The 25,204-nt window shown below is 39.9% G+C and carries 18 protein-coding genes; 7 read left to right on the forward strand and 11 right to left on the reverse strand.

The genetic code is table 11. The annotated features are described in order from the left end of the window. Positions 1–31: 31 nt before the first annotated feature. On the reverse strand, positions 32–529 hold the full coding sequence (locus J4N24_RS21600) for a hypothetical protein (protein WP_207535830.1): 498 nt from the start codon (positions 527–529) through the stop codon (positions 32–34). A 340-nt stretch (positions 530–869) separates the two neighbouring features. On the opposite strand from J4N24_RS21600, the gene J4N24_RS21605 reads away from it, so the two are divergent. After that, the gene (locus J4N24_RS21605) at positions 870–1,295 is read left to right on the forward strand and encodes a hypothetical protein (RefSeq protein ID WP_207535831.1); all 426 of its coding nucleotides are present in this window, start codon (positions 870–872) and stop codon (positions 1,293–1,295) included. Positions 1,296–1,350: 55 nt separating this feature from the next. Here J4N24_RS21605 and J4N24_RS21610 read toward each other — a convergent pair whose 3' ends face one another. From J4N24_RS21610 to J4N24_RS21625, 4 genes are all read right to left on the reverse strand, one after another. After that, positions 1,351–2,337 (reverse strand): pyruvate dehydrogenase complex E1 component subunit beta, encoded by a 987-nt coding sequence (locus tag J4N24_RS21610; RefSeq protein ID WP_207535832.1) that lies wholly within the window; start codon positions 2,335–2,337, stop codon positions 1,351–1,353. A gap of 97 nt (positions 2,338–2,434) precedes the next feature. Next, the gene (locus tag J4N24_RS21615; protein WP_207535833.1) at positions 2,435–5,314 is read right to left on the reverse strand and encodes a PD-(D/E)XK nuclease family protein; all 2,880 of its coding nucleotides are present in this window, start codon (positions 5,312–5,314) and stop codon (positions 2,435–2,437) included. 42 nt (positions 5,315–5,356) lie between these two features. After that, positions 5,357–8,614 carry a UvrD-helicase domain-containing protein gene (locus tag J4N24_RS21620; protein ID WP_207535834.1) on the reverse strand — a complete coding sequence of 1,086 codons (3,258 nt, stop codon included), beginning with the start codon at positions 8,612–8,614 and terminating at the stop codon, positions 5,357–5,359. Positions 8,615–8,730: 116 nt separating this feature from the next. Continuing rightward, positions 8,731–9,741, reverse strand: coding sequence for a dipeptide epimerase (locus J4N24_RS21625; RefSeq protein WP_207535835.1), 1,011 nt, complete (start codon positions 9,739–9,741; stop codon positions 8,731–8,733). Positions 9,742–9,843: 102 nt separating this feature from the next. Between J4N24_RS21625 and J4N24_RS21630 the strand changes: the two genes are divergently transcribed. Next, positions 9,844–10,818, forward strand: a complete 975-nt coding sequence (locus J4N24_RS21630) for a hypothetical protein (RefSeq protein WP_207535836.1) — start codon at positions 9,844–9,846, stop codon at positions 10,816–10,818. Between the two features lie 112 nt (positions 10,819–10,930). Here the strand turns inward: J4N24_RS21630 and J4N24_RS21635 are convergent, their stop codons facing one another. The 4 genes from J4N24_RS21635 to J4N24_RS21650 all read right to left on the reverse strand — a co-directional run bounded on the left by J4N24_RS21635 (position 10,931) and on the right by J4N24_RS21650 (position 15,762). Then, positions 10,931–12,715, reverse strand: a complete 1,785-nt coding sequence (locus J4N24_RS21635; RefSeq protein WP_207535837.1) for a cytochrome-c peroxidase — start codon at positions 12,713–12,715, stop codon at positions 10,931–10,933. 64 nt (positions 12,716–12,779) lie between these two features. After that, a complete protein-coding gene (locus J4N24_RS21640) occupies positions 12,780–14,291 on the reverse strand; it encodes a PhoX family protein (RefSeq protein WP_207535838.1) in 1,512 nt (503 codons plus the stop codon). A gap of 113 nt (positions 14,292–14,404) precedes the next feature. Then, positions 14,405–15,013, reverse strand: a complete 609-nt coding sequence (locus tag J4N24_RS21645; RefSeq protein WP_207535839.1) for a rhomboid family intramembrane serine protease — start codon at positions 15,011–15,013, stop codon at positions 14,405–14,407. 59 nt (positions 15,014–15,072) lie between these two features. Continuing rightward, positions 15,073–15,762 (reverse strand): hypothetical protein, encoded by a 690-nt coding sequence (locus J4N24_RS21650; RefSeq protein ID WP_207535840.1) that lies wholly within the window; start codon positions 15,760–15,762, stop codon positions 15,073–15,075. Between the two features lie 74 nt (positions 15,763–15,836). Here J4N24_RS21650 and pepT point away from each other — a divergent pair, with 74 nt between their 5' ends. The 4 genes from pepT (at position 15,837) to J4N24_RS21670 (ending at position 21,977) form a co-directional block, all read left to right on the forward strand. Next, positions 15,837–17,129, forward strand: coding sequence for a peptidase T (pepT, locus tag J4N24_RS21655; protein ID WP_207535841.1), 1,293 nt, complete (start codon positions 15,837–15,839; stop codon positions 17,127–17,129). 72 nt (positions 17,130–17,201) lie between these two features. After that, entirely contained in the window at positions 17,202–18,299 is a 1,098-nt protein-coding gene (locus J4N24_RS21660; protein ID WP_207535842.1) for a sensor histidine kinase, read from the forward strand. Beyond that, complete coding sequence (locus J4N24_RS21665) at positions 18,296–19,006, forward strand: LytR/AlgR family response regulator transcription factor (protein WP_207535843.1); 711 nt, start codon at positions 18,296–18,298, stop codon at positions 19,004–19,006. The genes J4N24_RS21660 and J4N24_RS21665 overlap by 4 nt, the downstream gene beginning before the upstream one ends. Positions 19,007–19,142: 136 nt before the next feature. Continuing rightward, complete coding sequence (locus J4N24_RS21670; protein WP_207535844.1) at positions 19,143–21,977, forward strand: outer membrane beta-barrel protein; 2,835 nt, start codon at positions 19,143–19,145, stop codon at positions 21,975–21,977. 86 nt (positions 21,978–22,063) lie between these two features. Here the strand turns inward: J4N24_RS21670 and J4N24_RS21675 are convergent, their stop codons facing one another. After that, the gene (locus J4N24_RS21675) at positions 22,064–23,809 is read right to left on the reverse strand and encodes a glycoside hydrolase family 3 protein (protein WP_207535845.1); all 1,746 of its coding nucleotides are present in this window, start codon (positions 23,807–23,809) and stop codon (positions 22,064–22,066) included. Between the two features lie 150 nt (positions 23,810–23,959). Between J4N24_RS21675 and J4N24_RS21680 the strand changes: the two genes are divergently transcribed. Then, a complete protein-coding gene (locus J4N24_RS21680; protein WP_207535846.1) occupies positions 23,960–24,568 on the forward strand; it encodes a porin family protein in 609 nt (202 codons plus the stop codon). 70 nt (positions 24,569–24,638) lie between these two features. On the opposite strand, the gene J4N24_RS21685 is transcribed toward J4N24_RS21680, so the two are convergent. Then, on the reverse strand, positions 24,639–25,115 hold the full coding sequence (locus tag J4N24_RS21685; RefSeq protein WP_207535847.1) for an Lrp/AsnC ligand binding domain-containing protein: 477 nt from the start codon (positions 25,113–25,115) through the stop codon (positions 24,639–24,641). Between the last annotated feature and the right edge of the window lie 89 nt (positions 25,116–25,204).

Genomic DNA, 25,204 nt, shown 5'->3' on the forward strand with positions numbered 1-25,204 from the left:
AATCCAGAATAGTTTCTTATAGAATATCAGACTACAAGCTTTTGAAATAAGAGATATCGTTACTTGAACTAATCTTAACCACAATCTGGGTATCTGACTTGCGTAAGCTTACGAAATAGTAAGAATTTCCACTATCACTTGAAAAGCTGTACGGTAAGGTGCTTACTTGACTGTCAACTTCGAAATGAAGTACTTCTCCGATAATATAGCCCTTGTATAACTTTTGCAATTTCGCTACGCTGGCAGCAGGAATTTTATCCGCTTTAATGTATTGGGTAGTTGCAACGTACTCTCCCTGAGCATCAAAAAACGCTGACTTCTTTTCACCGTTTAACGTAAAAGACGCCTTGTAATAATTATCCACCTCAGACCATTCTACGTCTTTTGCGCCCTGGAATTTTGAGGTGAAATTATTTTTAGCGAAATAAGAAGCTCCTGTTTCCTTTTTAACAGTTTTGTTTTTGTCGACCGCAAATCCGTTTACAAGCAACGCCAGAACAAAAAAGGCTGATAAAAATAAATTTTTCATTTTGTTAAATTTTATTTTTCATAACAAAGATGCACAGCTAATATGATATTCTAAAACTTTTTTCACTTTTTATAAATATTTCATAATAAAAAGGCGCAATTAATAGAACTTTTAAAAAATAAAGCTCCAGAGGTTAAAAATTTGAGAATCTCTTAAAAAAGGAAATACACAGAATTATATAACATCGGGAAGATTTAAGCAAAGAGGTAGGGTTTAAAGATAATTTATGGTAGAGTACATAATAACACGGTGATTACAAGCTGAGTACCCGTTTTTATTTTTTTTAAATCTATTGTTAACCTTCACTGTTAAGACATAAAATCTCACAAAAACAGAAACTATGAAAACTAAAATGTTAACAGTGTTGCTTGCCACGGGACTAGGCCTTGCCTCTTGCTCTTCAAGCAAACAAGGAAACACCGGATCTGATTCTGCAACGGCTGATTCAATGGGTGGAACAACTGTAGACACAACAACTACTGGTACAGGAATGGGTACTACTGACTCAACTGGTACTGGAACGGGTACTGGAACAGGTACGGGTACTGGCACTGGCACTGGCACTGACGGTACCGGAACTGGTGGTACTGGTACAGGTACCGGAAATGGCGGTACTGGAACTGGTACTGGTACTGGAACTGGTACTGGTACTGGAACTGGAACTGGTTCAGGAACAGGAACTGGTGGTACAGGAACAGGTACAGGTACAGGTTCAGGAACTGGAACTAGTGGTTCAGGAGGCGGAACAACCACACCTCGTCCATAAAAAAAAAGCCCGACTATTTTTTCTAGCCGGGCTTTTTTCATAAATATATAAGATCTTATTTCTGAACGTATAGAACGTTTTTCACTGCTTTAACTACACGCTCTGCATTAGGCAATGCTTCCTTAATAAGAGTAGGAGCATATGGAAGCGGGGTATCGGCTGAAACAACACGAACTACAGGAGCATCAAGATAATCAAAAGCATCCTTTTGAACTTTGAACGCAATCTCGGTAGCGATTGATCCTAGAGGCCATGCCTCCTCAACTACTACCAGGCGATTAGTTTTCTTAACAGAATTAATGATAGTGTCATAATCGATCGGACGAACAGAACGTAGATCGATCACTTCTGCATTGATTCCCTCTTTAGTTAGTTCTTCCACAGCAGGGTTCACCACTCTGCTAAGCATTTTACCAAAAGTTACGATCGTTACATCAGTACCTTCTTTTACAATGTTAGCCTTGCCTATCTCGATGTAATATTCCTCTTCAGGAACTTCACCCTTGTCTCCGTACATCACTTCAGATTCCATGAAGATCACCGGATCTGGATCTATTATAGATGATTTTAACAAACCTTTAGCTTCGTAAGGAGTCGACGGAACAACTACCTTTAAACCTGGACAGTTAGCATACCAGTTTTCGAAGTTTTGAGAGTGCTGCGCTCCAAGCTGACCAGCATTTCCAGTTGGCCCACGAAAAACAATTGGCACTGTGAACTGGCCACCGCTCATAGAATATACCTTAGCGGCACCATTGATCACCTGGTCAATTGCTACAAGCGAGAAGTTGAACGTCATGAACTCAACTATCGGTTTTAAACCGTTCATTGCAGCGCCGGTTGCGATACCAGCAAAACCAAGTTCAGCAATTGGAGTATCAATTACGCGCTTCGCTCCAAATTCATCAAGCATTCCCTGGGTTACTTTATAAGCTCCGTTATACTCGGCAACTTCTTCACCCATGATAAAGATCTTATCGTCTTTGCGCATCTCTTCGTTCATTGCTTCACGAAGCGCTTCTCTGAACTGTATTTCTCTCATTTTATGTTAAATCAATATTTTGGAACGCAAATATAAGGGAGTATAACTGCAAATCCAACGAGTAGAAAGATAGGATTTGTAATATTTCTTATTATAATTACCGTCCGCACATCTCCTTATAAGCACAATAACCACAGTTAGCTGCTCTGGACGTTTGTGCAAAAGGAATTTCGGGATTAAACAACTCCTCCAGCAGCTCCCTCAGTTTAGTATAGAAGCCTGATTTAATATCTTCCAAATGCTCTGCCTGGAGAAAAGCCTTACCATTTCGCCCTCCCGAAAAAAACAAGGTTCCATCATTTTTCATCTTGCGGATGATATAAAGGTTTGGCTCAACTTTTTCTACCTGCTTCACCTGCTCGTAGATATAGGTGTAGAACAAAGTCTGTATCATGGCCTTATTTTGCCTGTCTCCATCCCGTTCAAATAGTGCATCCAGGTCGCTATACTTAACCTCGTCACTACCTGTCTTATAGTCAACTATACGAATAGTCCCATCACGTCTATCTACACGGTCAATTATTCCGTAAAGAAGAACCTGATGTTCTCTGTCTTTGATAGAAATTGGAAAACGAAGCTTATAGTCCTTTTTATTCTCCAATTCAATTATTGCAAAAGGAGCAACGTTTTCATCATGACTAAGTATAGCATCCACATACTCCTCTACAATGCGAAGTATTATTTGCTGCATACTATTTGCTGAGCGGAGTTTAGTTTTATTTCCAAAGAGGACCATGGAAAGTGCCTGCTTACATAACTGAGGGACCTCTGATCTCTTCTTCTTTATGTCTTCTGCAGTAATCGCTTTCTGCCCTTTTGATAAGTCTTCATAATACCATTCCATCACCTGGTGAAGAACAGACCCAACCTGGTTCGCTTCCAGATTTTCCGTTATTTCTTCGGGCTCCTTAATCTTAGCCACGTATTTGAAGAAGAACTGAAGGGAACAATTCAAATAGGTAGTTAAAGCTGTCGCTGATATCTTCTCATCATCCCAATTTCCCTTAGACTGAAGGAACTTTTGAAGAGAGCTCCACACTTTACCTTTTTTCTCTACCACCAGATCTTTAGCGGATTCGATCTGAACAGGCTGATTCTGCAGATAATATTTAAAGGTAAAACCGCTTTCGAATTCCAGCTGCCTCAGGAACCTGCTTGGTTCACCACTGTTACTTTCATCGATGAGACTATTATAGATGAAACTAATATTTGTTGACCTCTGCAATAAACGATAGAACAAGTAAGCTGCAATAGCATCCTGATTTTCGAGAACAGGAAGCCCGTGAACCCTCCGTATACTGTCTGGAATGAAAGAAGGAGAGGTACTTAATTTTGGCAGAGTGCCTTCGTTTACACCCAGGATAATAACATTCTCAAAATCGAGGCAGCGGCTTTCCAATAGCCCCATCACCTGAATTCCCCTTAATGGCTCCCCCTCTAAGGGTACTGACAGTCCTTGCAAAGCCTTCCTAATTAAAGACAATGCAAAGGTCAAGGGTAAATTGTCCTGATAAGTACTTAGTCCATCAAATAGCAGATTTAGCTCCTTACTTACTGCCATCAACAAATTTGCCTCTAATTGCTGCAATAAACCTTGTTTCTGCCTTTGCTCGAGCACCGCAGTAAGCAAAACGTATAGTGCATCTATAGTCTGGAGGCCTGCATGTTTTACTGTAAAGAAGTTTGGTGCTAACAGTGAAGAAAAATGCAATTCCGTTAGTGGGACCTCCACCCACTGATTCTCCAGCATTCGTTTCTGCAGTATATCTTTCTCCCTATCCTGAACTCCTGTCAATGGGTGCGACAGGAAAGCAAGCACATCTTTATAATAAATGGAATCCTTACGCTCTTTATGCACTTGCTCCTGAATGCTTAACCAAAGGTCAATCAGTCCAAAAACAGTTGACTGGGCTAAAGGAAATCCCATTGTTACGTTAACCTTAGCGGTATCAGAGGGAATAGTTTGCAGTACCGGCAGCAACAAGCTCTCGTCGGCTATGATAATTGCTGTCTTCTCAGGGTCGTTCGCTGCTGCCAACGAAGTCTTAATATTCTCGAATTGACTTATAGCTTTTGCCTGGGAAGCGTGACCATGGGTTTGAATTACCTGTATCTTCCTTCCCTCACTCTTAATCAAATTGGGAGATTCTCCCAGGGCATTAATTAAACCGCTTTCTGAAAGGTTCCTTCTGATAAAAAGACCTGCCTCCTGCAGTACATCGTCAAGATAATACGAATCGGTATCGAAATAAAAGAGCGCTTTTTCTATCTCCTGCCAGTGCTTGAACAACTTTACCTCTGCACGATTTAAAGCATTGAAACCTACAAAAACAACTTTCTTAAATTGATTAACAAACTCAGAACTTTCGCTTTCTGCCAGATTCCTGTATAATGCAGGGATGGTAGCATAACCGGCCTTCTTCAATTCCTCATGAAAAGCCTTATACAAATCCGGCATCCTTTTCCAAAGATCAATGAACTTCTGCTGGAAGCTCTGCTGCTTCTCTTTTGAAAACGATGACCAAAACTGCTCCAAAAACTGATACTGCTCAGGATTAAAATGCGGGAACTGTTGTTGAATAACGGCAATATCCTCAAGCTGGCAAAAAAGGTCCTCTGCATTTACAAGATCATAATCTATCTGAGAAAAATCACCTAAAATGATTTCTGCCATAGAATAAAACTTGTCGGGACTTATTTCCTCTTTTCCTTCTTCTTTCAGAATCCGGTTATACTCTTTATGCAGCACAAAAAATTGAGTAAACTGATCTGCTACTACCAGGTTTGATGATTTAGCAAAGAACTCACCCACAGTAAAAAAAGCTGGGCTCCATAAGGATTTTCCCGCCAACTCACCCAGATGCTTCTTCAGGAACAATCCCGGACGCTTATTATTAAAAACGATAGCAACATCCTGAAGATCGTCGTTAAAACGAGCCAGGAGATCTGCAGCTACTTCCTGTAAAAATGATTTCATTTGAATAACCCGCTTCCCAAAAAGCACAAATGCTTCTCTTGTCTAAACTTCCTTTAATTCTTTTAAATACCCATAATACAGGTATGCCTTTATATTACCATATCCCATTTCGGATAACAATTCTTTATAGGCCTCTACCTGTTTGTAATGTTGAGGCTTTGGCTCTTCCGTAAACTTAAAATCTATAAGAACCACCTCATTCGGTCCTACAAGAACTTTGTCCGGCCTATAACTCTCCCCCTTACCACTAATAATCGTCTGCTCATTAAGATTCTTATAAGGCTTCTCTAATAAAGCTTTTAAGTTAGGCTGGAGTAGCACACTTTCTGCCAATGATTTGATTTCCGGTTCGTCGGCCCGGCGAAACACGCCCTCCTTCTGCATATCCCTTATAACACCAGGCAAATCTTCTACTGCGGTTACCCGTGATAAGATTTCGTGAAGGATCAATCCCCTTCTTCTTGCTGAATTTCCACTTAGCAGATCAAGCTGTTCAAAAACTTTGTCATTTGATAAGGCTTCCTCCAACCTATCTGATGTAGGATAAGATACGAAATACCAATTAGTACGATCACTTGATGCTCCATCTGCTGTTTTTTTCCCTTTGGATTCTACAGGGACATCAATCAACAAAGTCTGTTCATCAAATTCCGCATTCAGTTCAGCTGCATATAATTTTAGGGGATGAAAAATAAGGTCGCCAATCAGATTAAACTGATCGTCCTTCCCTGAAACTTGGCCAGGGGCTGTAATATATAAATGCTTACGTGTACGGGTAGTAGCAACATAAAGCATATTTATAGCATCCATATAATTGAAAAGCAACTCCTCAAAATAGGCTTTACCGAAGGCCGACTGTCCTAAGCTTTTCTTATAATGAACAGGAACGCTGCTTAACATCGAATAGGGTGTATGACCGGCGTCTACCCAAAAAATACCATTAGTCATTCCATCTAAATTCCAGCAACAGAAAGGCAACATCACTACGTCAAATGCTAATCCCTTAGACTTGTGTATAGTCATTACCTGAACCGCATCGCTCTGCTCAGAGGAAGGCAATGCCTTACGCTCACCTTCTTCCTCCCACCAGGTTAAGAACGATGATATGCCTTTCTCACCCTGCCTGGCAAAACTGCTAACCATATCCCGGAATGCCAAAAGATAAGGCAAATGAACCTGAGAGAAATTCAGGCTATATGCTTCAATTAGTTTCTCAACCAGCTCAAACAAGGGTAATTGTTGCCATGAGAGCCAATTATCGCAGAGGACTGCCGGAAGGAAGCCCTTTAAATTCTCTACATCTGTTTTATTAATTTTTAGCCATACCTCTGTAGGCACCGGCTTATTCATCTCTAGATTATACAGGTGAATACAATTTGCTTTATATAAAGCCCTATCATCCTTCTTGGCTATCATAGCATAAAAAGTATTGATGATAAGCTTAACAGCCGTGTTGTTAGCTATCAATAATGCTTCTCCTGAGATAACAGGGATATTCAAGGCCATCAAATGCTCAACAACACTTCTGGCTTCGGTATTGCTTCGAACCAGCACGCAAATTTCACCAGCCTTATAACGGGGCGTGTCGGTTAACAACCAATCTGCCAAAGTAGCCGAAAGACGAGCTAAGGCAGCTTCCTTGCTTTCTGAAGCACGGGTCCTATTGTCTTTTACTTCTAGAAAATCGATTTGAATGGAACCTCCTTCTAAGGTTGAAGGAGCTTTCTGCTGGTAGCTTTGTTCATAAGCACTTTGAATGATCGAATCATACCCTTCGGCTCTCCACCAATTATCAAACAAGCTAATTCCACCGTCTTCTATTACCTTATTGTTGATATGAGATTGAAGAAGTTGTGGTGCATGCTTAAAGAGAAAATTATTGAAGTTTATGATGTTGCCAGCACTTCTATAATTCTCCTTTAAATTATCATCAATCACTCGTAACTCTCCAATATGTCTTTTTGCATGGCTATGCAGTATTCTCCAGTCGCCATTACGCCAACGGTAAATAGACTGCTTAACATCTCCAACGATCAAATGATCGGTGAGTTTACCGTTAGCTTCTGCAATAGCATTTTTCAGCAGGGGAAGAAAGTTTGTCCATTGAAAAGAAGAAGTATCCTGAAACTCGTCAAAAAGGAAATGGCGAAAACGGTTACCTACTTTCTCCCAAATGAAAGAAGGGTTATCCACTTGCTCGGCTGTAATACCTTTTAATAAATTCTGGGCGTCGCTTATCAACAAGGAGGAGTTTTCCTCCCGGTACTCTTTCATCAGGCCTGCCATCTCCTGCATTAAGCGCAGGTAGTATAAATTAGCGTCCAGGGCTTTAGCCATCTGATACCTGGGTAACTCCTCATGATAAAACTCGTATAGCTTATTAAGCAAAGGGTTCAGGCTTGAGTATAAAAGACTGATATTTCCATCCATTCCTCCTTTTTGCCATTCCTCAGGCTCATTCAGCACCTTTTCAAGACCTGCTATTTTAGCATAATCACCATCAACTATTTTTGTTAGGTTGTTCAGAGGTGATCTCGACTTCCCCTTTAACTGATCCATTAATACTCCGGAAGTTCTAAATACTTGAACAGCTTCTTTCGCGATATCCGTAACAGCCCCCTCAAAAAAATTAATAAGGCTCTTCGTTAATTCCTGAAGATCTTTAAAGAGAACATCTGGTTCTAAATCCCGGATAGCATTTTCAAATGGTTGATACCTTTCCTTAAAGATCTCGTCGGCAAGACTAAGCAAGGTTTCACGATAATTCCAGCTTTTATTATCTCTGATCCTCTCCAGAGCCAGATTGATGATCCATTGTAAGAGTTCTGGCTTTCGTTCCAGCTGTTCATTCAGTTTCACTGCAAGTTCCCGCTTCACCTTGTCCAGGTTCATCTCGAGGCGGTAACCCGCATCCAAACCTAATTCGAATGAAAAACTGCGAATAACCTTTTGAACAAAACCATCAATTGTATTGACTGAAAAACGACTATAGTCGTGCAAGATTCGACGGTAAATGGCATGGGCTTTTAATTTAAGTTCTTCTGCTGCGAGCCCGGGATAAGCATTGAGAATAATATTCCGATAAGTCTCAACTCCCTGATCACCTACAGCAATCCCTCTCAACGTTTCAAGAATTCTGCTCTTCATCTCCTCCGTTGCCTTATTGGTGAAGGTTACAGCAAGGATTTCCCTGTACTTTGTCTCTGAAGAGAAGAGTAAAGTAAGGTAGTGGGCAGTAAGACTAAAGGTTTTTCCAGAACCGGCAGAAGCCTGAAGTATTTTTAGAGGTTTAATTTGCATTGAAGTATCGGCAATCGCGCCTTCTTTAACCGCGGATCAAAACAAATTTACTAATAAAAATAGCAAGATACTTTTTAATTCTCCACATTCAGATAAGCTTGAATCCTACAAAAAATTTAAATTGTAAGACCAAGGCCAGGAGACGGTGGTAGTATCCAACTACCATTTTGAAATGCGGGCATATTAAAGGGATTATTTGAAGTAAGGAAAGGCCCGTCAAGGTCGGCCCAATCACATAAGGGAGCTAAGGCCGCTCCAGCAAGGGTAGCTATACTCGTCTCACTCATACACCCGATCAGAACTTTCATATTCAGCTCTCTTGCACGGGATATGATCTTAAACGCTTCATGCATTCCGGCACTCTTCATCAGCTTAACATTGATTCCATGATAAGCATCCTTAATGATTTCGATATCCTTCAGGCGTTGAATAGCTTCATCTGCAAGGATGGGAATAGGACTTCGCTCCGTTAACCAGGCATTCCCCTCCAGATCAGTCTTAAACATAGGTTGCTCGACTATCTCAACGCCCTGCTCTTCTAACCAGTATAACATATCCAATGCTTTGAACTTGTCATCCCAACCCTGATTGGCGTCTGCGTACAATGGCTTGTCTGTAATGCTGCGAATAGTTTTAACCAGGTTCTGATCGTGGTCTGATCCCAACTTCACCTTCAACACCTGCGCTCGCTCTGCATCCATTACCTTCCTCACTATCATTTCCGGCGAATCTATACCAATGGTAATAGCGGTAACAGGCATATTTTCTGGCACAGAGTTGAACATGGTATAACAAGGGATTCCTTTTAACTTTCCCTCTAAATCATGAAGAGCAATGTCAATCGCAGCTTTAATTGCAGGACTGCCTTGTTCCAGCGCATCCAGATAGTCTACTACTTCCTCAAAATCGAAGGGTGGTTTAAACCGTTGAAGCTCTAGTTTGTTCAGGAACGAGGTGGCTGTTTCTACACTTTCTCCCATATAAGGCACCATCGAGGCCTCCCCATATCCTACCTTCCCATCGTATTCTATAGTTACAAGAATAAGAGGTGTTGATAATCTGGAGTAGCCTGAAATACCGAAAGGGTATTTCAGTTTCAGCTCGAATGCTTTAAAGGTAAGTTTCATGAAAAAGATCTCGTTCAGATTTTAAATATACTCATATCATACAAGTGTTAATTGTTTTTGTTGCTTAAGCTAAATGAACTGCTGCTTTGTACCTTTGTCGCGATGAGCAAAGCTATATTCCGCCCTTTTGATCGCTATACTTTTGGTGAAGATATCTGTTTTCTAACTGGTGAACCTGCTGTGCTTCAGCAAACTGTTTTTCCTCAATGGGTATTGCAACAGTTTGATCTGGAAGATAAGCCTTTCAAAATGATGGATGAGCGGATAGCAACTTATGGTGATATAAAAGTTCCCGTTTCTGCGGTAGCCATAACAGCAATCCATGCTTTGGATCAGGAAATTGAACAAGCATTTAACTCAGGATATGAAGCAGTAAAATTATTACCTGAACTAAAGTTATTTCAATGGATAACCAAACAGGTTTACGGAATTATCCACTGGGAGGTAAGGGCCGGAATCCGTCAGCAAAAGGCTGTAGGGGAGGATTTCAATTTTTCACAGTCCATTGCTCATAAGTTTGGCAACCTGCATATCATGCTGCAATCACTGACAAGGGAAGTTGAATTCGAAGGAGTGCTTCCATGGAGCATAAAAGTACTCCCGGTTAATAATACCCCTGAAACTTTTGGATATCGTGATGAGATGAACACGCTCGTGTTCTCGCTTCGGATGAAAGACTTTGGAGTAATAGCTTGCTTACAGGACAACAATGAAAGTTTAAACTATCACAGAGAGGTACTTGAGAAGGTCGAAGGTAAGCAGCTTCACCCCATACAATTCGAGGAATTGAGCGCGCGTTTTTTCTATTCAGCTTACCTCTTCAATCGCTTACCCGAATATACTATCCTTCCTACTGAGGAAGCTATATACATCGAGTCTATGCCGCTTAGGATAAGCAGTAAACCTGTTTATGACAACTGGCAAGTGAAAACATACGGACAGGTTTTGGAAGCCTTTTGGAAAGCATGGGGCTATTCCCTATTTGAGATCATCAAAAATCCGGAACAGCCCATGAGTTTTATTGAGAATGAAGATGGAGCTTTTATCAGCGCTGAAGCTATTGAATTACCACTTTAGTACGTGTAAACGCTTTTCATATTATTGACGAACCGGTAAAAGCTTCACGTGGAACACCTGTTGTTTTTAAACAACAAAGAGTTATTAGCCTCGATACTTTTCGAACTATGGCTTACTTGTCCGTTAAAGTCTTTAAAAATGCTACAATTTCCTTTTTTTCTATTGGAGAAAGATTCAAAGGGTTTGAAGGAAGCGTCTGGAATTCCAACTTGATACCCAAACCTGCCCCCCCTCCCTGGTCATAAAAGTCGATCACCTGCTCCAGGGTTTTAAAGGCGCCGTTATGCATGTAGGGAGCAGTTTTAGAAACGTTTCTTAGAGTAGGGGTTTTGAAGGCATATTTTAACTGTTCAATCTTCGTTCTGAGATATCTGCCAGAATCAGGGTCTATTTTACCAACTCCTGGTGATACAGGAACACCGAGAACTTCGCCTTCAGTCGAAGAAAAAACCGGAGGAGCGGTACCATTAAATAAAGGCATAAAATGGCAGGTTCCACATTTAGCTTTTCCCATAAATAGATTGAAACCCTTCTTTTCCTCTTGTGAAAGTTGTCCCTTGTCTCCCCTCATGTATTGATCAAATCGGGAATTAAAAGGACTTAAAGATCTGATATAGCTTGCAAGGGCAATCATGACAAAACGAGGTTTTAGCTCATTATTCTCCATAGTAGAAAATGCTGCTTTGAATTGCTTCATGTAGTTTTCCGACTTACTCAACTTCTTTGCTGCCTCTTCCACAGATCCGTGCATCTCGTCTTTGTTGGCGATGACGTCCATTGCCTGGTTCTCCAATGTAGGAGATCTCATGTCATAAAATTGTGCATGTTGAAAGCCTGCATACATTAGGGTTGGAGCATTTCGCTTAACGAAAGTCCCCGGAATCAAGGCAGCACTTTTAGTTAAACCATCAGTAAATGCTAAAGCAGGATTGTGACAGCTTTTACAAGTTCTGTTAGAACCAGTAAGTGTGGGCTCGGAAAAAAGCCTTTTACCTAAATCAGCTTTCTCTTTCGTCATCCAGCCTTCCTTGTTTGTGCTGAAATAATTAATGTTAAATGCTGCAGGTTCAAATAATGTAGAGGCTGTACTGTTCAGTCCGCCCGATCCTTCAATAAGCTCTAATCTTAGATTCTTCTGCCATTGAGTGATCTCAGTTGTAATAGGATTCGCGTAATTAACAATAAAGCCCATTCGATCGAACGTGTTAAAGTCATTATTAAACTTTAATTCTTTAATTGCTCCGGCAGCTAGTCTCGAAAGGTTTTTATTCTCTCCGAAGTGGTTCAGCACTTCGATAACAGAGCCCAATGAAATAACCGATTCCTGGATCCCGGTTTGTGCGATAGGGGTATCAAATCCAGTGATACCTAAAGCGATTATACGAAAGACCTCTTGTTTACAGGCATTAAAAATGTGAGCATCAGACAACTCAGTACTCTCAAGAATGGTTTTTGCGCGGCCTAATATGGATTGCATAGCCTTAACTTCTCCAATTAGTTCCTCTTTATCACTTAGGTCTACATTCGGGTAGATATATTCTTCAATTACCTGAAAGCCTTTTGGTGGAAGTACTTTATTCTCTTCAATTTCAATCTCTGGCAAGGCGGCACCATTTAGTTCTTTAGCACCAAGAGGAGCATAGTACTCTACAAACCATTCCGTTTTTTTATAGGCTTGTCTTGACTCTACAAAGGCTACTCTAATTGAATCTTTATTACCTTCATGAATGGATTTCAACAGCTTTAATCCAATCTTCTTATCAAGTGAATCAAGCTGAAGTTCTAACATCTGTTTAATCTCAACATTCCTCCCTGCAGGCCTGTTACTTTGAGAGCAGAAGGAAAGAAGAAATACAAAAGAGACAATTACAAAGACGACTATTAGGAGTCTGAACATAAACTTTAATACAAAAGCCCTCTCCGAAGAGAAGGCTTACCTTTATATATAGATGTGAAAATAATTAACGATCTAAACCTGTAAGTATGATGGTTTGACCACCTTCCGAATTGACGACTGCGCCACTTCCATCCGCTCCCTTACCATCAATTAAAAAGCTGTTACTTGTCCAGGTATGAGGGTGAATATTAACAGTAAAGGTATTTGGAATACCTACAAGGTCTGAAACATCCATCATTGCGCCATACTCCCAAGAACTCAAACGAGTATCATTACCTGGATTATATTTGCTATTAAACGTTGGGTCCGTACGTCTGTGGTCCATTTCCAATACGGGCTTTAATGCTTTAGTAGCAAGGTTAAATTGCCAGATGCGTCCGTCATGCTTATTATTAGCATAATAAGAATCGCCATCTTCCTGAATGTAAACGTAATTCTTTGTTACGCATAAATTATCAGGATTAACAATGCTGTTACCTGGATTCTCAACACCGTCAATAAGTGGAGTAAGTTTTCCTTTTAGGGGATCATTAGAATTCAATTCTAGCTTATAAACCCGTCCCCACATTGTTAGTCCGCTTACTGGAGTAACTTTATCTGCCTGACTAACACCTGTGGCAGTAAAATAAACTACTCGGTTTGCTTCGGCGCTTCCTTTTCCATAATCAAGATCTTCAACTCTTGCAAATTGAATAGCACTCTTCGCGATCGTTTGCGCGGTCATTTGAACTCCTGTAGTGGCAGCAGTTACATTATCATACTCTACAAATTCAACATCATAACTTGTTCCTACAGCCATATCTGTTTCTACAACATTTAGATTGGTGCGACGAAGCATATAAAGCTTGCCACCTTTCAAGTCACCCACTGTATTAGAAAGGTACATATTTACCTGGCCATAGCTATTAGCAGCACCGCTCTCATCCTCACCAATAAAAATAGCAGTTTTTCCGGGATAGGCATTTTTAGGAAGCGGAACAGCGTTCTCTGCGCTGCAACGACCTAAAGCTGTTAGAGTTCGGTCTGTACGACTTTTATCTGCAGTAGAACCCAATGGATCGATAGCATGGATCATGGATTCAACGCTTGTTTCCCCTGCAGTTAAAAAGACAGGCCCAAAACCGTGTTCTTCCGGAGTGGCCATCGTTGCAGAACATAAACGCCATTGTCCACCAGTTCCGTTCACCAAATACTCACCCTTGACAGGCTTAAAATTCTTATCAAGGTAAACCCTCGAAACAGAACGCAAGATTTCATGATTCGTAATCATGATAAAACCATCGCTGTTTGGGTCTTTGATAATCCCTGCACCATCAGGCTGAGCACCATAAATAAAACCTGGTGATTCAGGAAGTTTATCATCACTACTTATTAATGGATACAATTTTAAAGCGTCAAAACCAGATAGCGTTTTAACCAAGGAAGGAGTAACAGAGTATGCCTTTAATTCAGCTACCGGCTGTTGACCGTTGCCATTGTTATCATCATTCTTCTTACAAGCAACGAAGGCTGTTGCTGCCGAAATTGCAGTAACAGCAAAGGCTACTGATAATCTTTTTTGTACAAAATTTTTCATATCCCGTATTAGATGAGCCAAAGCTACCGGGAGTATGTAAGCGGGGAATTATTCCTATTTTAAGTTTATATAAAGAAACTTGCAGGAATATTAAAGCTTTGTTAAGAAACCTGTCAATTTAATAATTGGGTAAAAAAGTGATTCAGCACACCGGGATTAAATATAATGGTAATGATAATTCCGGCAAGGGCTCCAAAGAAGTGAGCATCATGGTTAATATTGCTGGATTGTTTGGATGCATAGGCACTATACACCAAGTAAAGGATACCAAAAACTACTGAGTTGATGGGGATTGGAATAAACATCAGATAAAAAGACGCATCAGGAAAAAACAGGATATAGCTGAATACTATTGCAGAAATAGCTCCGGAAGCTCCTAAACTATTATACCAAAAATGGTCTTTATGCTTAATAATAGTGCTCATATCGCTTAAGGCCAGACTTGCAATATAAAGGATAGCAAACTTTACAGACCCTATTTGCCTCTCAAGGGTGAAGGCAAACATATAATAGGAGAACATATTAAAAAACAAATGGCTCCAATCCTTATGGATCAGGCCACTGGTAAAAATTGAATAAACTCGTTCTCCCCTGCTTACGCTATAAGGGTGAAGCATAAATTTTCCGTACACCTGCGGGTTAGAAAAAGCGTATAAGCTAGTTACAATGGTCAGCAGGAAGATAATTCCGGCAACAGGTGTATCGTAAAAAAATGACTCCATTTATTTTTCAGCAGTTAAAGAACCAAATATATTCTTTTTGCTGATGTTTGATTTAAATATTAGTATAAACCTTCTGGTCCAAAACAGAACTTAAGACCAACAGACAATACACCGTACATATCCGGAATGTTACTAAAGGCACCACCTTTCGATGCATCATTATATCCGTCCAGACCTTCCCCTGTTGTTACGTTAAATTGATAACCAACATTAAAGATATAACGCGTATAACCCCATCTGTCAAGAATATTAAAATTCATCCCTGCACTTACAGGAACTACAATCCCTGTACTTTTGTCCTTACCAGGGAATTCATAACCGTCAGTAGGTTTAAAACGCACAACATCCTTTACATTATTTTTTATCATTCCTACTCCCAAGCCCATATAAAGGCCACGGATAGCATACAAAAAATTGTTGCTTTCAAAATCCACAACCTGACCTAGTTGAACCTGCCCACCTAACGTAAGAGAGGAATAACTATTTTTAAAATATCTTAAATGTGGGTCATTCAACTTATCACCTCCGGTTAAGCTTCCATTTTGATACTCCAATCCTAACGTAGTGAAGGGAGTTAGATGGTAATTAAGATTTGCTGCCAAAGTTTGTGCCGGACGCTTCTTGTTAAGGTCAGCAAATGCAACATTTGAGCCAACATTTACACCCGCAGAAAGACGATAGTAGTTATATTGGCCGAAGCTTTTAACAAAAAAGAAACACGAAATTAGAACGAGTAGATAATTTCTCAAAGCAATACATTTAAAAGTCGAGGTAAAATAAGCTAAAAAATATAAAATTTCAAATACTTAATTATTAAATCACTATGAAACAAACGCATTTAATAGAAAGTTTAAAAAGTTATCAATATATCAGCCTGAGTAAATTTCTTAAATATGTCACTATTGACACTCAATCAGATCCACATTCCAAGAGCTTTCCTTCTACAGAGAAACAGAAAAACCTGGGGAAGATATTAGTGGAGGATCTTCTTGAAATAGGTGTTAAGGACGTACACCTGGACGAGCATGGCTACGTATACGCTACAATTCCTTCAAATTCTGAGAAATCTGTACCGGTAATCTGTTTTTGCTCTCATATGGACACCTCTCCGGATGCAAGTGGAGAAAATGTTAAACCTATCATTCATAAAAATTATAACGGAGAGGATCTGGTACTTCCTGACGACCAAAATCAGGTTATTCGCCTTAAGGACCATCCGAAGTTAAAATCTCAAATAGGAAATGATATTATAACGGCAAGCGGTACTACGCTTCTTGGTGCTGATAATAAAGCGGGTGTGGCAGAAATAGTTGATGCAGCAAACTTCTTTATCAGTCACCCGGAAATAAAGCATGGTGAAATAAAGATACTTTTCACTCCCGACGAAGAGGTTGGCCGGGGAGTAGAACGCGTAGACCTTAAGAAGTTAAATGCAAACTTCGGCTATACAGTGGATGGCGAAGCCAGAGGGACAATTGAAAATGAAACTTTCTCTGCAGACTATGCTGCCATCAGGATAAAGGGGGTAAGTGCACACCCTGGATTTGCAAAAGGATCCATGGAAAGTGCCATTAAAATAGCATCAGAAATTGTAGCAGCCTTGCCAAAAGACCGCTACTCGCCGGAAAGCACTTCAGATAAGGAGGGTTTTATTCACCCCGTTTCGATGAGTGGAACGGTTGAGGAGGCAACGATTGAATTTATTTTAAGAGACTTTGCTGATGAAGAACTAGCAAGCCATGCAAGGATTCTTGAAGCTATTGCCAACGAAGTGATCGAAGGATATCCAAATTCTTCTTTCGAGCTTGAAGTGAAGGAACAGTATAGAAATATGAAAGCTGTACTTGATAAATTTCCTCAGGTAATAGAATTTGCTAAAGAAGCTGTTGAAAGGGCCGGAATGGAACCAAAGCTTCAAAGTATCCGCGGAGGAACAGACGGTTCAAGGCTTTCTTTTATGGGACTTCCATGTCCTAATATTTTCGCAGGCGAACATGCTTTTCATAGTAAACACGAGTGGGTTTCCATTCAAGACATGCAAAAGGCTGTAGATACAATAATACATCTTGCCGTGGTTTGGGAAGAAAAATTCAATCAGGAAGTCGCAAATTATTAGTCATTCGTCTTCAATTTCAGCTTCTTTAGCTCAATTTAAAATAAGAGTTATTGAAGCTGTTATTTTTGTAAAATGGCTATTAAAAACCAGCAGATTAACAAATATCTTACGCCTGTAGGACATATCCTTTTTTGGATGCTCTTGCTGTTCCTGCCCCATATGGTAAGGATTTCCAGCACAGGCGTACGATTTTCCGACTCCGTACAAAACAGACTAATTGTAGGCAACCTCTTCCTGATAGCCTTCTTCTATATCAATGCCTATATATTTTACCCCCTTATTTATAAAAGAAAGGGAATGCTGCTCTATGTTATTGTTGTGGCAGTAACTGTATTTCTTTTTGTAAAAACGTCCTTTACTATTGAACGAACCTACTTTAGGATGAAACCGCCCCAGGTAGAAAGTGTACCAAATAACAAACCAGCGTCACCTAACGACGATAAAGCAAGGAAAAAGCGGTACAGAGAAGGAAACCTTTATTTCCTGATATTCCCATATATATTTATAATAGGAGTTAGCGTAAGTTATAGGATAATCCGGGATTCTTCCAGAGAAGAGAAAAGTCGTAAAGAGAAAGAAAATGAGAATTTAAAAACAGAACTTTCCTTTTTACGGTCGCAGGTAAGTCCGCACTTTATGTTTAATGTACTGAACACCCTTGTGGCAATGGCGAGAAAAAAGTCTGATATGATGGAACCCTCGCTAATAAAATTATCTCATATGATGCGTTACATGCTTTACGAGAGTAACGATGAGAAAATATCCCTGGACAAAGAGGTTGAGTATTTAAGGAATTACATTGACCTGCAACTTTTGAGATTTGGAGACGACCTTCTTCTGGAGCTTGACATAGCTGATGCTTATGAGGGATATGAGATAGAACCTATGCTTCTTATATCTTTCATCGAAAATGCATTTAAACATGGAATAGGAATGGTGGATGATCCCTTTATAAAGATAAAGCTCGAAGTGAACCGTAATACAAACTGGCTGGAGTTTAAAGTTGAAAATTCTGTTTCACCAAGGGATAGCGCCAAAGACAAGGCCTCCGGAATCGGCCTGAACAATATGCGCAGACGCTTGGAGCTTCTGTATAAAGACCGTTACAAGCTGGAAACAGTTTTGAACGGGAGTACTTTTGTTTCAAAACTAAACATCCAACTGAAATGATCCGCTGCCTGGTAGTTGACGACGAAAAGTTTGCTGCAGAACTAATGGAAGATAATATATCTCAAGTGCCATTTCTACAGCTTGAGGCAACATGCAGGAATGCTATGGATGCAATGAAAGTACTAAGTGAGAAAACAATAGATCTTATCTTTCTTGACGTTCAAATGCCTGGACTAACCGGTCTTCAATTATTAAAAAGCCTTAATAATCCTCCTATGGTGATCCTGGTTACAGCTTATGAGAAATATGCCCTTGATGGATTTAATCTTGATGTATTGGATTACCTGGTGAAGCCATTTCCTTTTGAGCGATTCATGAAAGCCGCTAACAAGGCCCTGGAGTTGTTCAACTTAAAGAATCCTCAGCAAATAAACCCCGCAAGCCCTGCAACCGAAAGTCTTTTTGTGAATGCGGATTACTCTCTGGTACGAATTAACTTACAGGACATCCTATATATTGAAGGGTTGAAAGATTATATTAAAATTTATCTCACTGATACGGATAAGCCTGTTATAACCCGCCTTAGTATGAGGTTCATGGAAGAAAAATTACCTTCAGAGAGATTTATGAGAGTTCATAAATCATTCATCATCTCGCTTAATAAATTGTCTGCTTTCAAAAAGAACAGAGTAGTTATTCAAGATACCGAAGTACCGGTTAGTGATAACTACAAAGAAGCACTGCTGCAATACATGGGACAACAATAGTTATAGACGAGATTAACGCTTTCGTCTCTTTATTCTTAGCCTAAGTATCATTTAGTTTAGAGTTACTTCTCAAGGTACTTTATTTGCAGCGTTATAAACTTTAAAAATTCAATCAAAATCTGAAATAAAACCACACATGAAAAAAATAGTACTAATGCTATTCCTACTGATTTCAACTCACCTGTTTGCTCAAACGGGACGACAAATTAGTGGAGTCGTAAAAGATTCTACGGGAATTAGTGTCATTGCGGGATCCGTAAAGCTGGTATCTGCGAAAGATACCCTGTCTACTGTAACTGATGTAAATGGCAACTTCACCTTTCGAAATGTTAAGTCATCTCAATTTCTTATTACTGTAGCAGCCTTAGGATATCAAACATTGAATAAAAGGTTCCTTTATAAAGATGAAGCCGCCCCATTAAAGCTTGAGGCTATTACTCTTCGTTCTGAAAGTAAGCTACTTAATGCTGTAGTAGTTTCAGGTACCAAAGGTGTGGTAGTAAAGCAAGATACAGTAGAGTACCGCGCCAGTGATTACCCTGTCAGGGAAAATTCAGTAGCCGAAGACATCATTAAAAAACTTCCTGGGGTAGAAGTTGATAAGGATGGAAATGTTACTACTCAGGGAAAAAGTGTAACGCGCGTTCGGGTGAACGGACGGGATTATTTCGAGGGCGACTTGAAAACAGCAACGCAAAATTTACCTGCAGAAATAATCGAGAAAATACAAATTGTAGACGACTATGGAGATCAGTCAAAAATTACCGGGATAAGGGAAGGAGAAGCTGATAAGATCATTAATATTCAGATTCGTCCCGATAAAAATAAAGGGATGATCTTAAACGCCAACGCAGGTGTTGGAAATAAAGGAAGATATCAGTTTCTTGGAAATGGTCAATTTTTGAACAATGACCGCCAGATAGCAACTATTCTGAACTTTAACAATACAAACGCTAATGTCTTTCAATTCCTGGGTGGTGGTACACGGGGATTTGGAGGTGGCGGACGCCGTGGTGGAAACTTTGGAGGAGGAGGGGGCTTCGGAGGTTTTAACCAGAACGGTATTACCAATACCATGGGAGGCGGTTTGAACTACCGTGATGAATGGAGTAAAAAAATTAGTGTATATGGTAGCTACAGGTTCACCTATAGAAATAATGATGTTATTAGCCAAACGGATACCTGGAATAACTTTGGGATCGACCAAAGGACAAATGAGCAGCGTGTTCTTAACGCGTTCAGAAATTCCAACACAGAGACTAAGACAATTTTCAATAACTTCAACTTCAATTTAGAGTACAAGATAGATACGCTAAACTACCTATTGCTATCACCATCCTTCAGCATCTCCTCAAACGATGTAGCCAGCAATTACTTAGAAAATCAATTCGGTACTGGTTTCACTACTGTTGACCGTGACAATACATCGTCTACAGACGCAACATCTCCTTTCTTTGGCGGTAATGTTATCTATAATCACAGATTTAAGAAAGCTGGTAGAAACCTCTCTTTTGCAGGATCTCTGGGTCGTTCTGACAACACCAGCTATCAGGAGGCAAGGGATGCATTTGACTACCTGGACCGTCAGGACAGCCTTTCCACACGGAGAGTGGACCTGGACAATCAAAGTATCACCTCAAATATTAATATTACATATAGTGAGCCAGTAGGAAAGTATGCCCGATTAGACTTCGGTTATAATTTTAGCAGAGCGTCTTATGATAATACCAGAAATACAGATACACTAAATAATGCATCGGGGGATTACGACTATTCGCCAAATTTGAGTAACCTTTTTGAATATTCTTTCACTACCCAACGATACAGTTTGAATTACCGGTTTGACAGGCAAAAGCTTTATAACTTTACAGTAGGGCTTACTGCTCAGCCAACATTATTGGAAGGACAATCGAAAACAGCAGGCATTAATGCAAATCCTCATAGAACTGGGTTTAATGTTTTCCCCACCGCTCGCTTCGCTTACTTCTTTGCAAGATCGAGATCCTTAAACATCAACTATTCAGGTCGAAGTACAGAACCAAGCTTTAGTCAAATCCAACCAGGCAAAGACATTTCAGATGTGCAACGACCTGTTATTGGTAATCCAGAGCTAAAATCAGCCTTCACGCAGAGTCTTAATGTCAACTACAATAATAACGATCCGGTTTCAGGAGTGTTCTTAAACCTTGGCTTAGATGCGAACATAATTAATAACCGGATAACCAGGAATGTTGTTACCAGGGAAAATAGTAATGTTCAGGAAACTTACTACTTGAATACCGATGGTTACTTCTCAACGAATGCTAACTATAGTCTGGGTAAACCTTTTCTCGAAAGAAAACTTCGTTTATCAGTATTCGGTAATGTAAATTATAGTAACGATATAACTTTCCAGAATAGCAATAAAAACATTGCGAGGAACTGGGGAATTACACAGGGTGCAAGATTGCAGATCAATCCTAATAAAAATATTGAAATATATCCTGCAGCACGTTATAGCACTAGCTGGGTAAATTATAGTTTAACTCCAGAACGCAAATCTTCAGCAGATAGCTGGAATCTTGACTTGAACGGAAGAGTTTACTTTCTTAAAACCTTTATTATTGGCTTTGATCTAACTCAGACGCTTAACAGTGGCTACGGCAGCATAGCTTCTAACCCATTAATTATAAACACGTATTTAGAAAAGCAATTTTTTAACAGACGTGGAGCGTTCCGGATCCAAGGATTTGATGTAATGAAGGAAGCTACCAACGTATCAAGAACACAATCTGAGAATTATATTAGCAACAGCCTTAACAATCGTTTAACCAGATATGTGATGGCCACGTTCTCATATAGATTATCAAAATTCCCTGGAAGTGGAGGTCAACAAGGCGATAACTTCCAGAGAAATAGAGATGGAGGTCAATTTAATCCTGGTGGAGGTGGCTTCCCCGGCGGAGGTGGATTTCCACGTGGAGGAAATTAATAGTTTGAACACCTAAAATAAACGCCCCAATAAATCAGAGTTTATTGGGGCGTTTATTTTTAATAACCAGGCAAGCTTTTGCTATTTTATTCCACTTGTCCTGAGACTATAGGTGGGATCGGGAAGTATTGAAGACCGTCCCCTGTTTTTAGCCCCGGGCTCACGGTCACTGGCAACCTTCCAGAGGCAGGAATTTTACCCGCCACCACTTTAGCTACCGCTCTCTGCATTTCGTCATTATTCTGATAGTTCACAATCAGGGTTCCGGCCTGCTCCAAAGCAGGAAGACCACCTATTGTATAGGGATTTGCAAACAGGCAAACCATTGGATTCATTGCCACCACATCACCTATAAACTTTTTTAATGTGTTATTATAATCTAAGGAACTTAATGGCCTTTTGCGATAGTCATGTATCGCAAGAACGATCTGCTTGTAGTTCCTCAATTCCTTCTTCACCCTGTCCACATCCACTTGCGAAGCAATTTTTGAAAGGATATAATTTGTTGAATTAGGAAAACTTATACTAACCTCTCTTTGAAACACCGTTAAGTCAGTTACCCCAACGCTAATTATAGCCGTATTTTCGGAGGGAGTGAAGATCTTCAACAAACTGTCGCCTTTTAACACAGTAACGGCAGCGTCAGCCAATTTCTGATTTAACGCCTGCGCTTCAGGACGATTTAAAAACGCAGAGATAGATGAGCTATCTGTTCCTGGTTGTTGTCCTACTTTTGCCCAGTACTTCGCTGCCAAAATCTTCTTAACACTCGCAATTACTTGAGACCTTTCAAGTCGTTTTGCTTTGATAGCCTCCCGTGCAAGTTTTATAGCCCGTTCTGTATTTTCGGAAAGCTCAATAATATCGTTTCCTGCCATGATAGCTCGTACATCTGCCTCACCATTAGAGAAGTATTTAGTAACCCCTTTCATCTCCATTGCATCGGATATTGCCAGGCCTTTGAAACCTAAATCTTCTTTCAACAACCCAGTAATAATAGGCCTTGAGAGAGTAGAAGGGAGATTTTCAGTACTGTCTAAAGCTGGGATATTCATATGAGCAACCATTACTCCTGAAGCTCCTTTAGCAATCAACTCCTTAAAAGGGTATAACTCAAGAGAATCAAGCCTCTCCCTGGTAAAATTCAACTTCGGAAGATCTCCATGCGAATCCACGTCTGTGTCACCGTGCCCGGGAAAGTGTTTAATACTTACAAGGACGCCTTCGTCCTGCAAGCCCTTCATATAAGCTGCAGCTTTAAGGGCAACATTATATTTATTATCCCCGAATGAACGATAGTTAATTACAGGATTACGAGGGTTATTATTTATATCAGAAACAGGCGCAAAGTTCAAATGCATACCTAATCGCTTAAAGTCCCTGGCTATTTCACGTCCCATTGCATAAATAAGACTATTGTCTTGGATAGCTCCCAATGTCATTTGGTAAGGATAAGAAATCGTACTATCTAAACGCATGCCCAAGCCCCATTCTGCATCCATTGCAATCAGCAAAGGAACCTCAGAGATTGATTGATATGTTTTAGTTAGATTAGCCTGCCTACCTGGCCCTCCCTGAAAGAAAACAAGTCCACCAACCTTATTGGTCTTAATCAGTTTAGCCACTGAATCCTCATAGGCTTTCCCAAGATTTGTGTGTGCTCTTAAAAAAAACATCTGTCCAATCCGCTCCTTCCGCTTAATTTTCTTAAAAACGGAGTCTACCCAATGCTGCTGTTGTACGTCGGGCTCCATAAAGGGCTTTAATGATTGGGCAAAAAGCCCGGTTGACGAACAAATAGAGAAGGCAACTACAAAAATTCTTAAAAGCATATATTGAATTATTCTGTATAAAAAAACATACAAGGTTAAAAAAAAAGCAATCAAATAATTACAAAAATTGTCAGCGCCTTGTTTTTTAGGATGATGAAATAATTTGGCATTATTATTTCTAGAATAAGATAACACAAAACACTTAGAATTATGAAATATCTATTTACCATTGCTGTTGCGGCCCTGTTGGCTGTAGGAGCTAAGGCACAGTCAGTGTCATTAAGAGCAGGAGCGAACTTCTCTAACATTATCAAAACCGGCGACGGTAATTTTTCTACTGATTTCAAACCTGGCTTCCATGCAGGGCTAGGTATTGATATTCCGATCGTCCCTGCATTTTCATTTGCTCCAGAGATCCTGTATTCACAAAAGGGATATAAGGCGGACTATTCAAGCGTGATCGGAGGTGAAACCAAATATTCGGTAACGACAAATTTTATTGACGTACCTATATTGGCAAAATTCAAGTCTGGTGGTTTTAACCTCCATTTAGGCCCACAGATATCTTTCTTAACCTCTACTACGGAAAGTTGGGACAGTGGTAGCCAGCAGTACCGGGAAACGGTTAAGGAGGATAACTCCAATCTCAAAAAAAGTATCCTTAGTGGAGTGGTAGGAATAGGTATAGATGTAACTCCGAAAGTATCATTCATCGGCCGATACGCTCTTGACTTCCAAAAAAACAATGAAAATGGGACTTCAGAAACCCCGGAATATAAGAACCAGGTGATCCAGGTAGGTTTAGGAGTTCGTTTATAAAGAAAATTTAAAAAATTAAAAGCCGGCCAAAGCCGGCTTTTTTTTATGGAAAGGCTTTATAGTTTCTACCTTAGGTATCCAAACTAATCTGGCGCTTAATGCTTTCCTCTAAGGATATAAATGTTTCAGTCCTCGAGATACCTTCTACAGATTGAATATGATCATTCAATACGATCCTTAGGTGGTTCGTATCTCTGCAAATGATCTTTGCGAACATACTCCAGGCTCCTGTAGTATAATGCAGTTCTACAATCTCTTTAATTTTTTTTAGCTTCTCAACAGCGTCTTTATACGTTGAACCTTTCTCTAGGTAGATTCCCAAATAGGCGCAGATATCATAACCAATCTTCTGAGGATCAATTAGTAAGTTCGAGCCCTTGATGATACCAAGGTCCTGCATTTTCTTCATCCGAACGTGGATGGTACCTCCTGATACAATCAGTCTTTTGGCGATTTCTGTATATGGGATTGTTGCATCCTCCATCAGTAGAGAAAGGATCTGCATATCCAGATTATCAATTTCTAAATTTGCGCCTTTTTTTTCCATATGATTTTTGAAGAACATTAAATATTAAACGAAGTAAATAAAAAGTTCACAAAAATTAAAATAAATCCTTAAAATATTTGCAAGAAATC

The organism is Desertivirga arenae (genome assembly GCF_017355785.1).
GTDB classification, from domain to species: Bacteria; Bacteroidota; Bacteroidia; order Sphingobacteriales; family Sphingobacteriaceae; genus Desertivirga; species Desertivirga arenae.

Bases quoted from the DNA above. Each gene is read 5' to 3' on its own strand.
- J4N24_RS21600 (WP_207535830.1), bottom strand. From the start codon at position 529: ATGAAAAATTTATTTTTATCAGCCTTTTTTGTTCTGGCGTTGCTTGTA.
- J4N24_RS21605 (WP_207535831.1), top strand. From the start codon at position 870: ATGAAAACTAAAATGTTAACAGTGTTGCTTGCCACGGGACTAGGCCTT.
- J4N24_RS21610 (WP_207535832.1), bottom strand. From the start codon at position 2,337: ATGAGAGAAATACAGTTCAGAGAAGCGCTTCGTGAAGCAATGAACGAA.
- J4N24_RS21615 (WP_207535833.1), bottom strand. From the start codon at position 5,314: ATGAAATCATTTTTACAGGAAGTAGCTGCAGATCTCCTGGCTCGTTTT.
- J4N24_RS21620 (WP_207535834.1), bottom strand. From the start codon at position 8,614: ATGCAAATTAAACCTCTAAAAATACTTCAGGCTTCTGCCGGTTCTGGA.
- J4N24_RS21625 (WP_207535835.1), bottom strand. From the start codon at position 9,741: ATGAAACTTACCTTTAAAGCATTCGAGCTGAAACTGAAATACCCTTTC.
- J4N24_RS21630 (WP_207535836.1), top strand. From the start codon at position 9,844: ATGAGCAAAGCTATATTCCGCCCTTTTGATCGCTATACTTTTGGTGAA.
- J4N24_RS21635 (WP_207535837.1), bottom strand. From the start codon at position 12,715: ATGTTCAGACTCCTAATAGTCGTCTTTGTAATTGTCTCTTTTGTATTT.
- J4N24_RS21640 (WP_207535838.1), bottom strand. From the start codon at position 14,291: ATGAAAAATTTTGTACAAAAAAGATTATCAGTAGCCTTTGCTGTTACT.
- J4N24_RS21645 (WP_207535839.1), bottom strand. From the start codon at position 15,013: ATGGAGTCATTTTTTTACGATACACCTGTTGCCGGAATTATCTTCCTG.
- pepT (WP_207535841.1), top strand. From the start codon at position 15,837: ATGAAACAAACGCATTTAATAGAAAGTTTAAAAAGTTATCAATATATC.
- J4N24_RS21660 (WP_207535842.1), top strand. From the start codon at position 17,202: ATGGCTATTAAAAACCAGCAGATTAACAAATATCTTACGCCTGTAGGA.
- J4N24_RS21665 (WP_207535843.1), top strand. From the start codon at position 18,296: ATGATCCGCTGCCTGGTAGTTGACGACGAAAAGTTTGCTGCAGAACTA.
- J4N24_RS21670 (WP_207535844.1), top strand. From the start codon at position 19,143: ATGAAAAAAATAGTACTAATGCTATTCCTACTGATTTCAACTCACCTG.
- J4N24_RS21675 (WP_207535845.1), bottom strand. From the start codon at position 23,809: ATGCTTTTAAGAATTTTTGTAGTTGCCTTCTCTATTTGTTCGTCAACC.
- J4N24_RS21680 (WP_207535846.1), top strand. From the start codon at position 23,960: ATGAAATATCTATTTACCATTGCTGTTGCGGCCCTGTTGGCTGTAGGA.
- J4N24_RS21685 (WP_207535847.1), bottom strand. From the start codon at position 25,115: ATGGAAAAAAAAGGCGCAAATTTAGAAATTGATAATCTGGATATGCAG.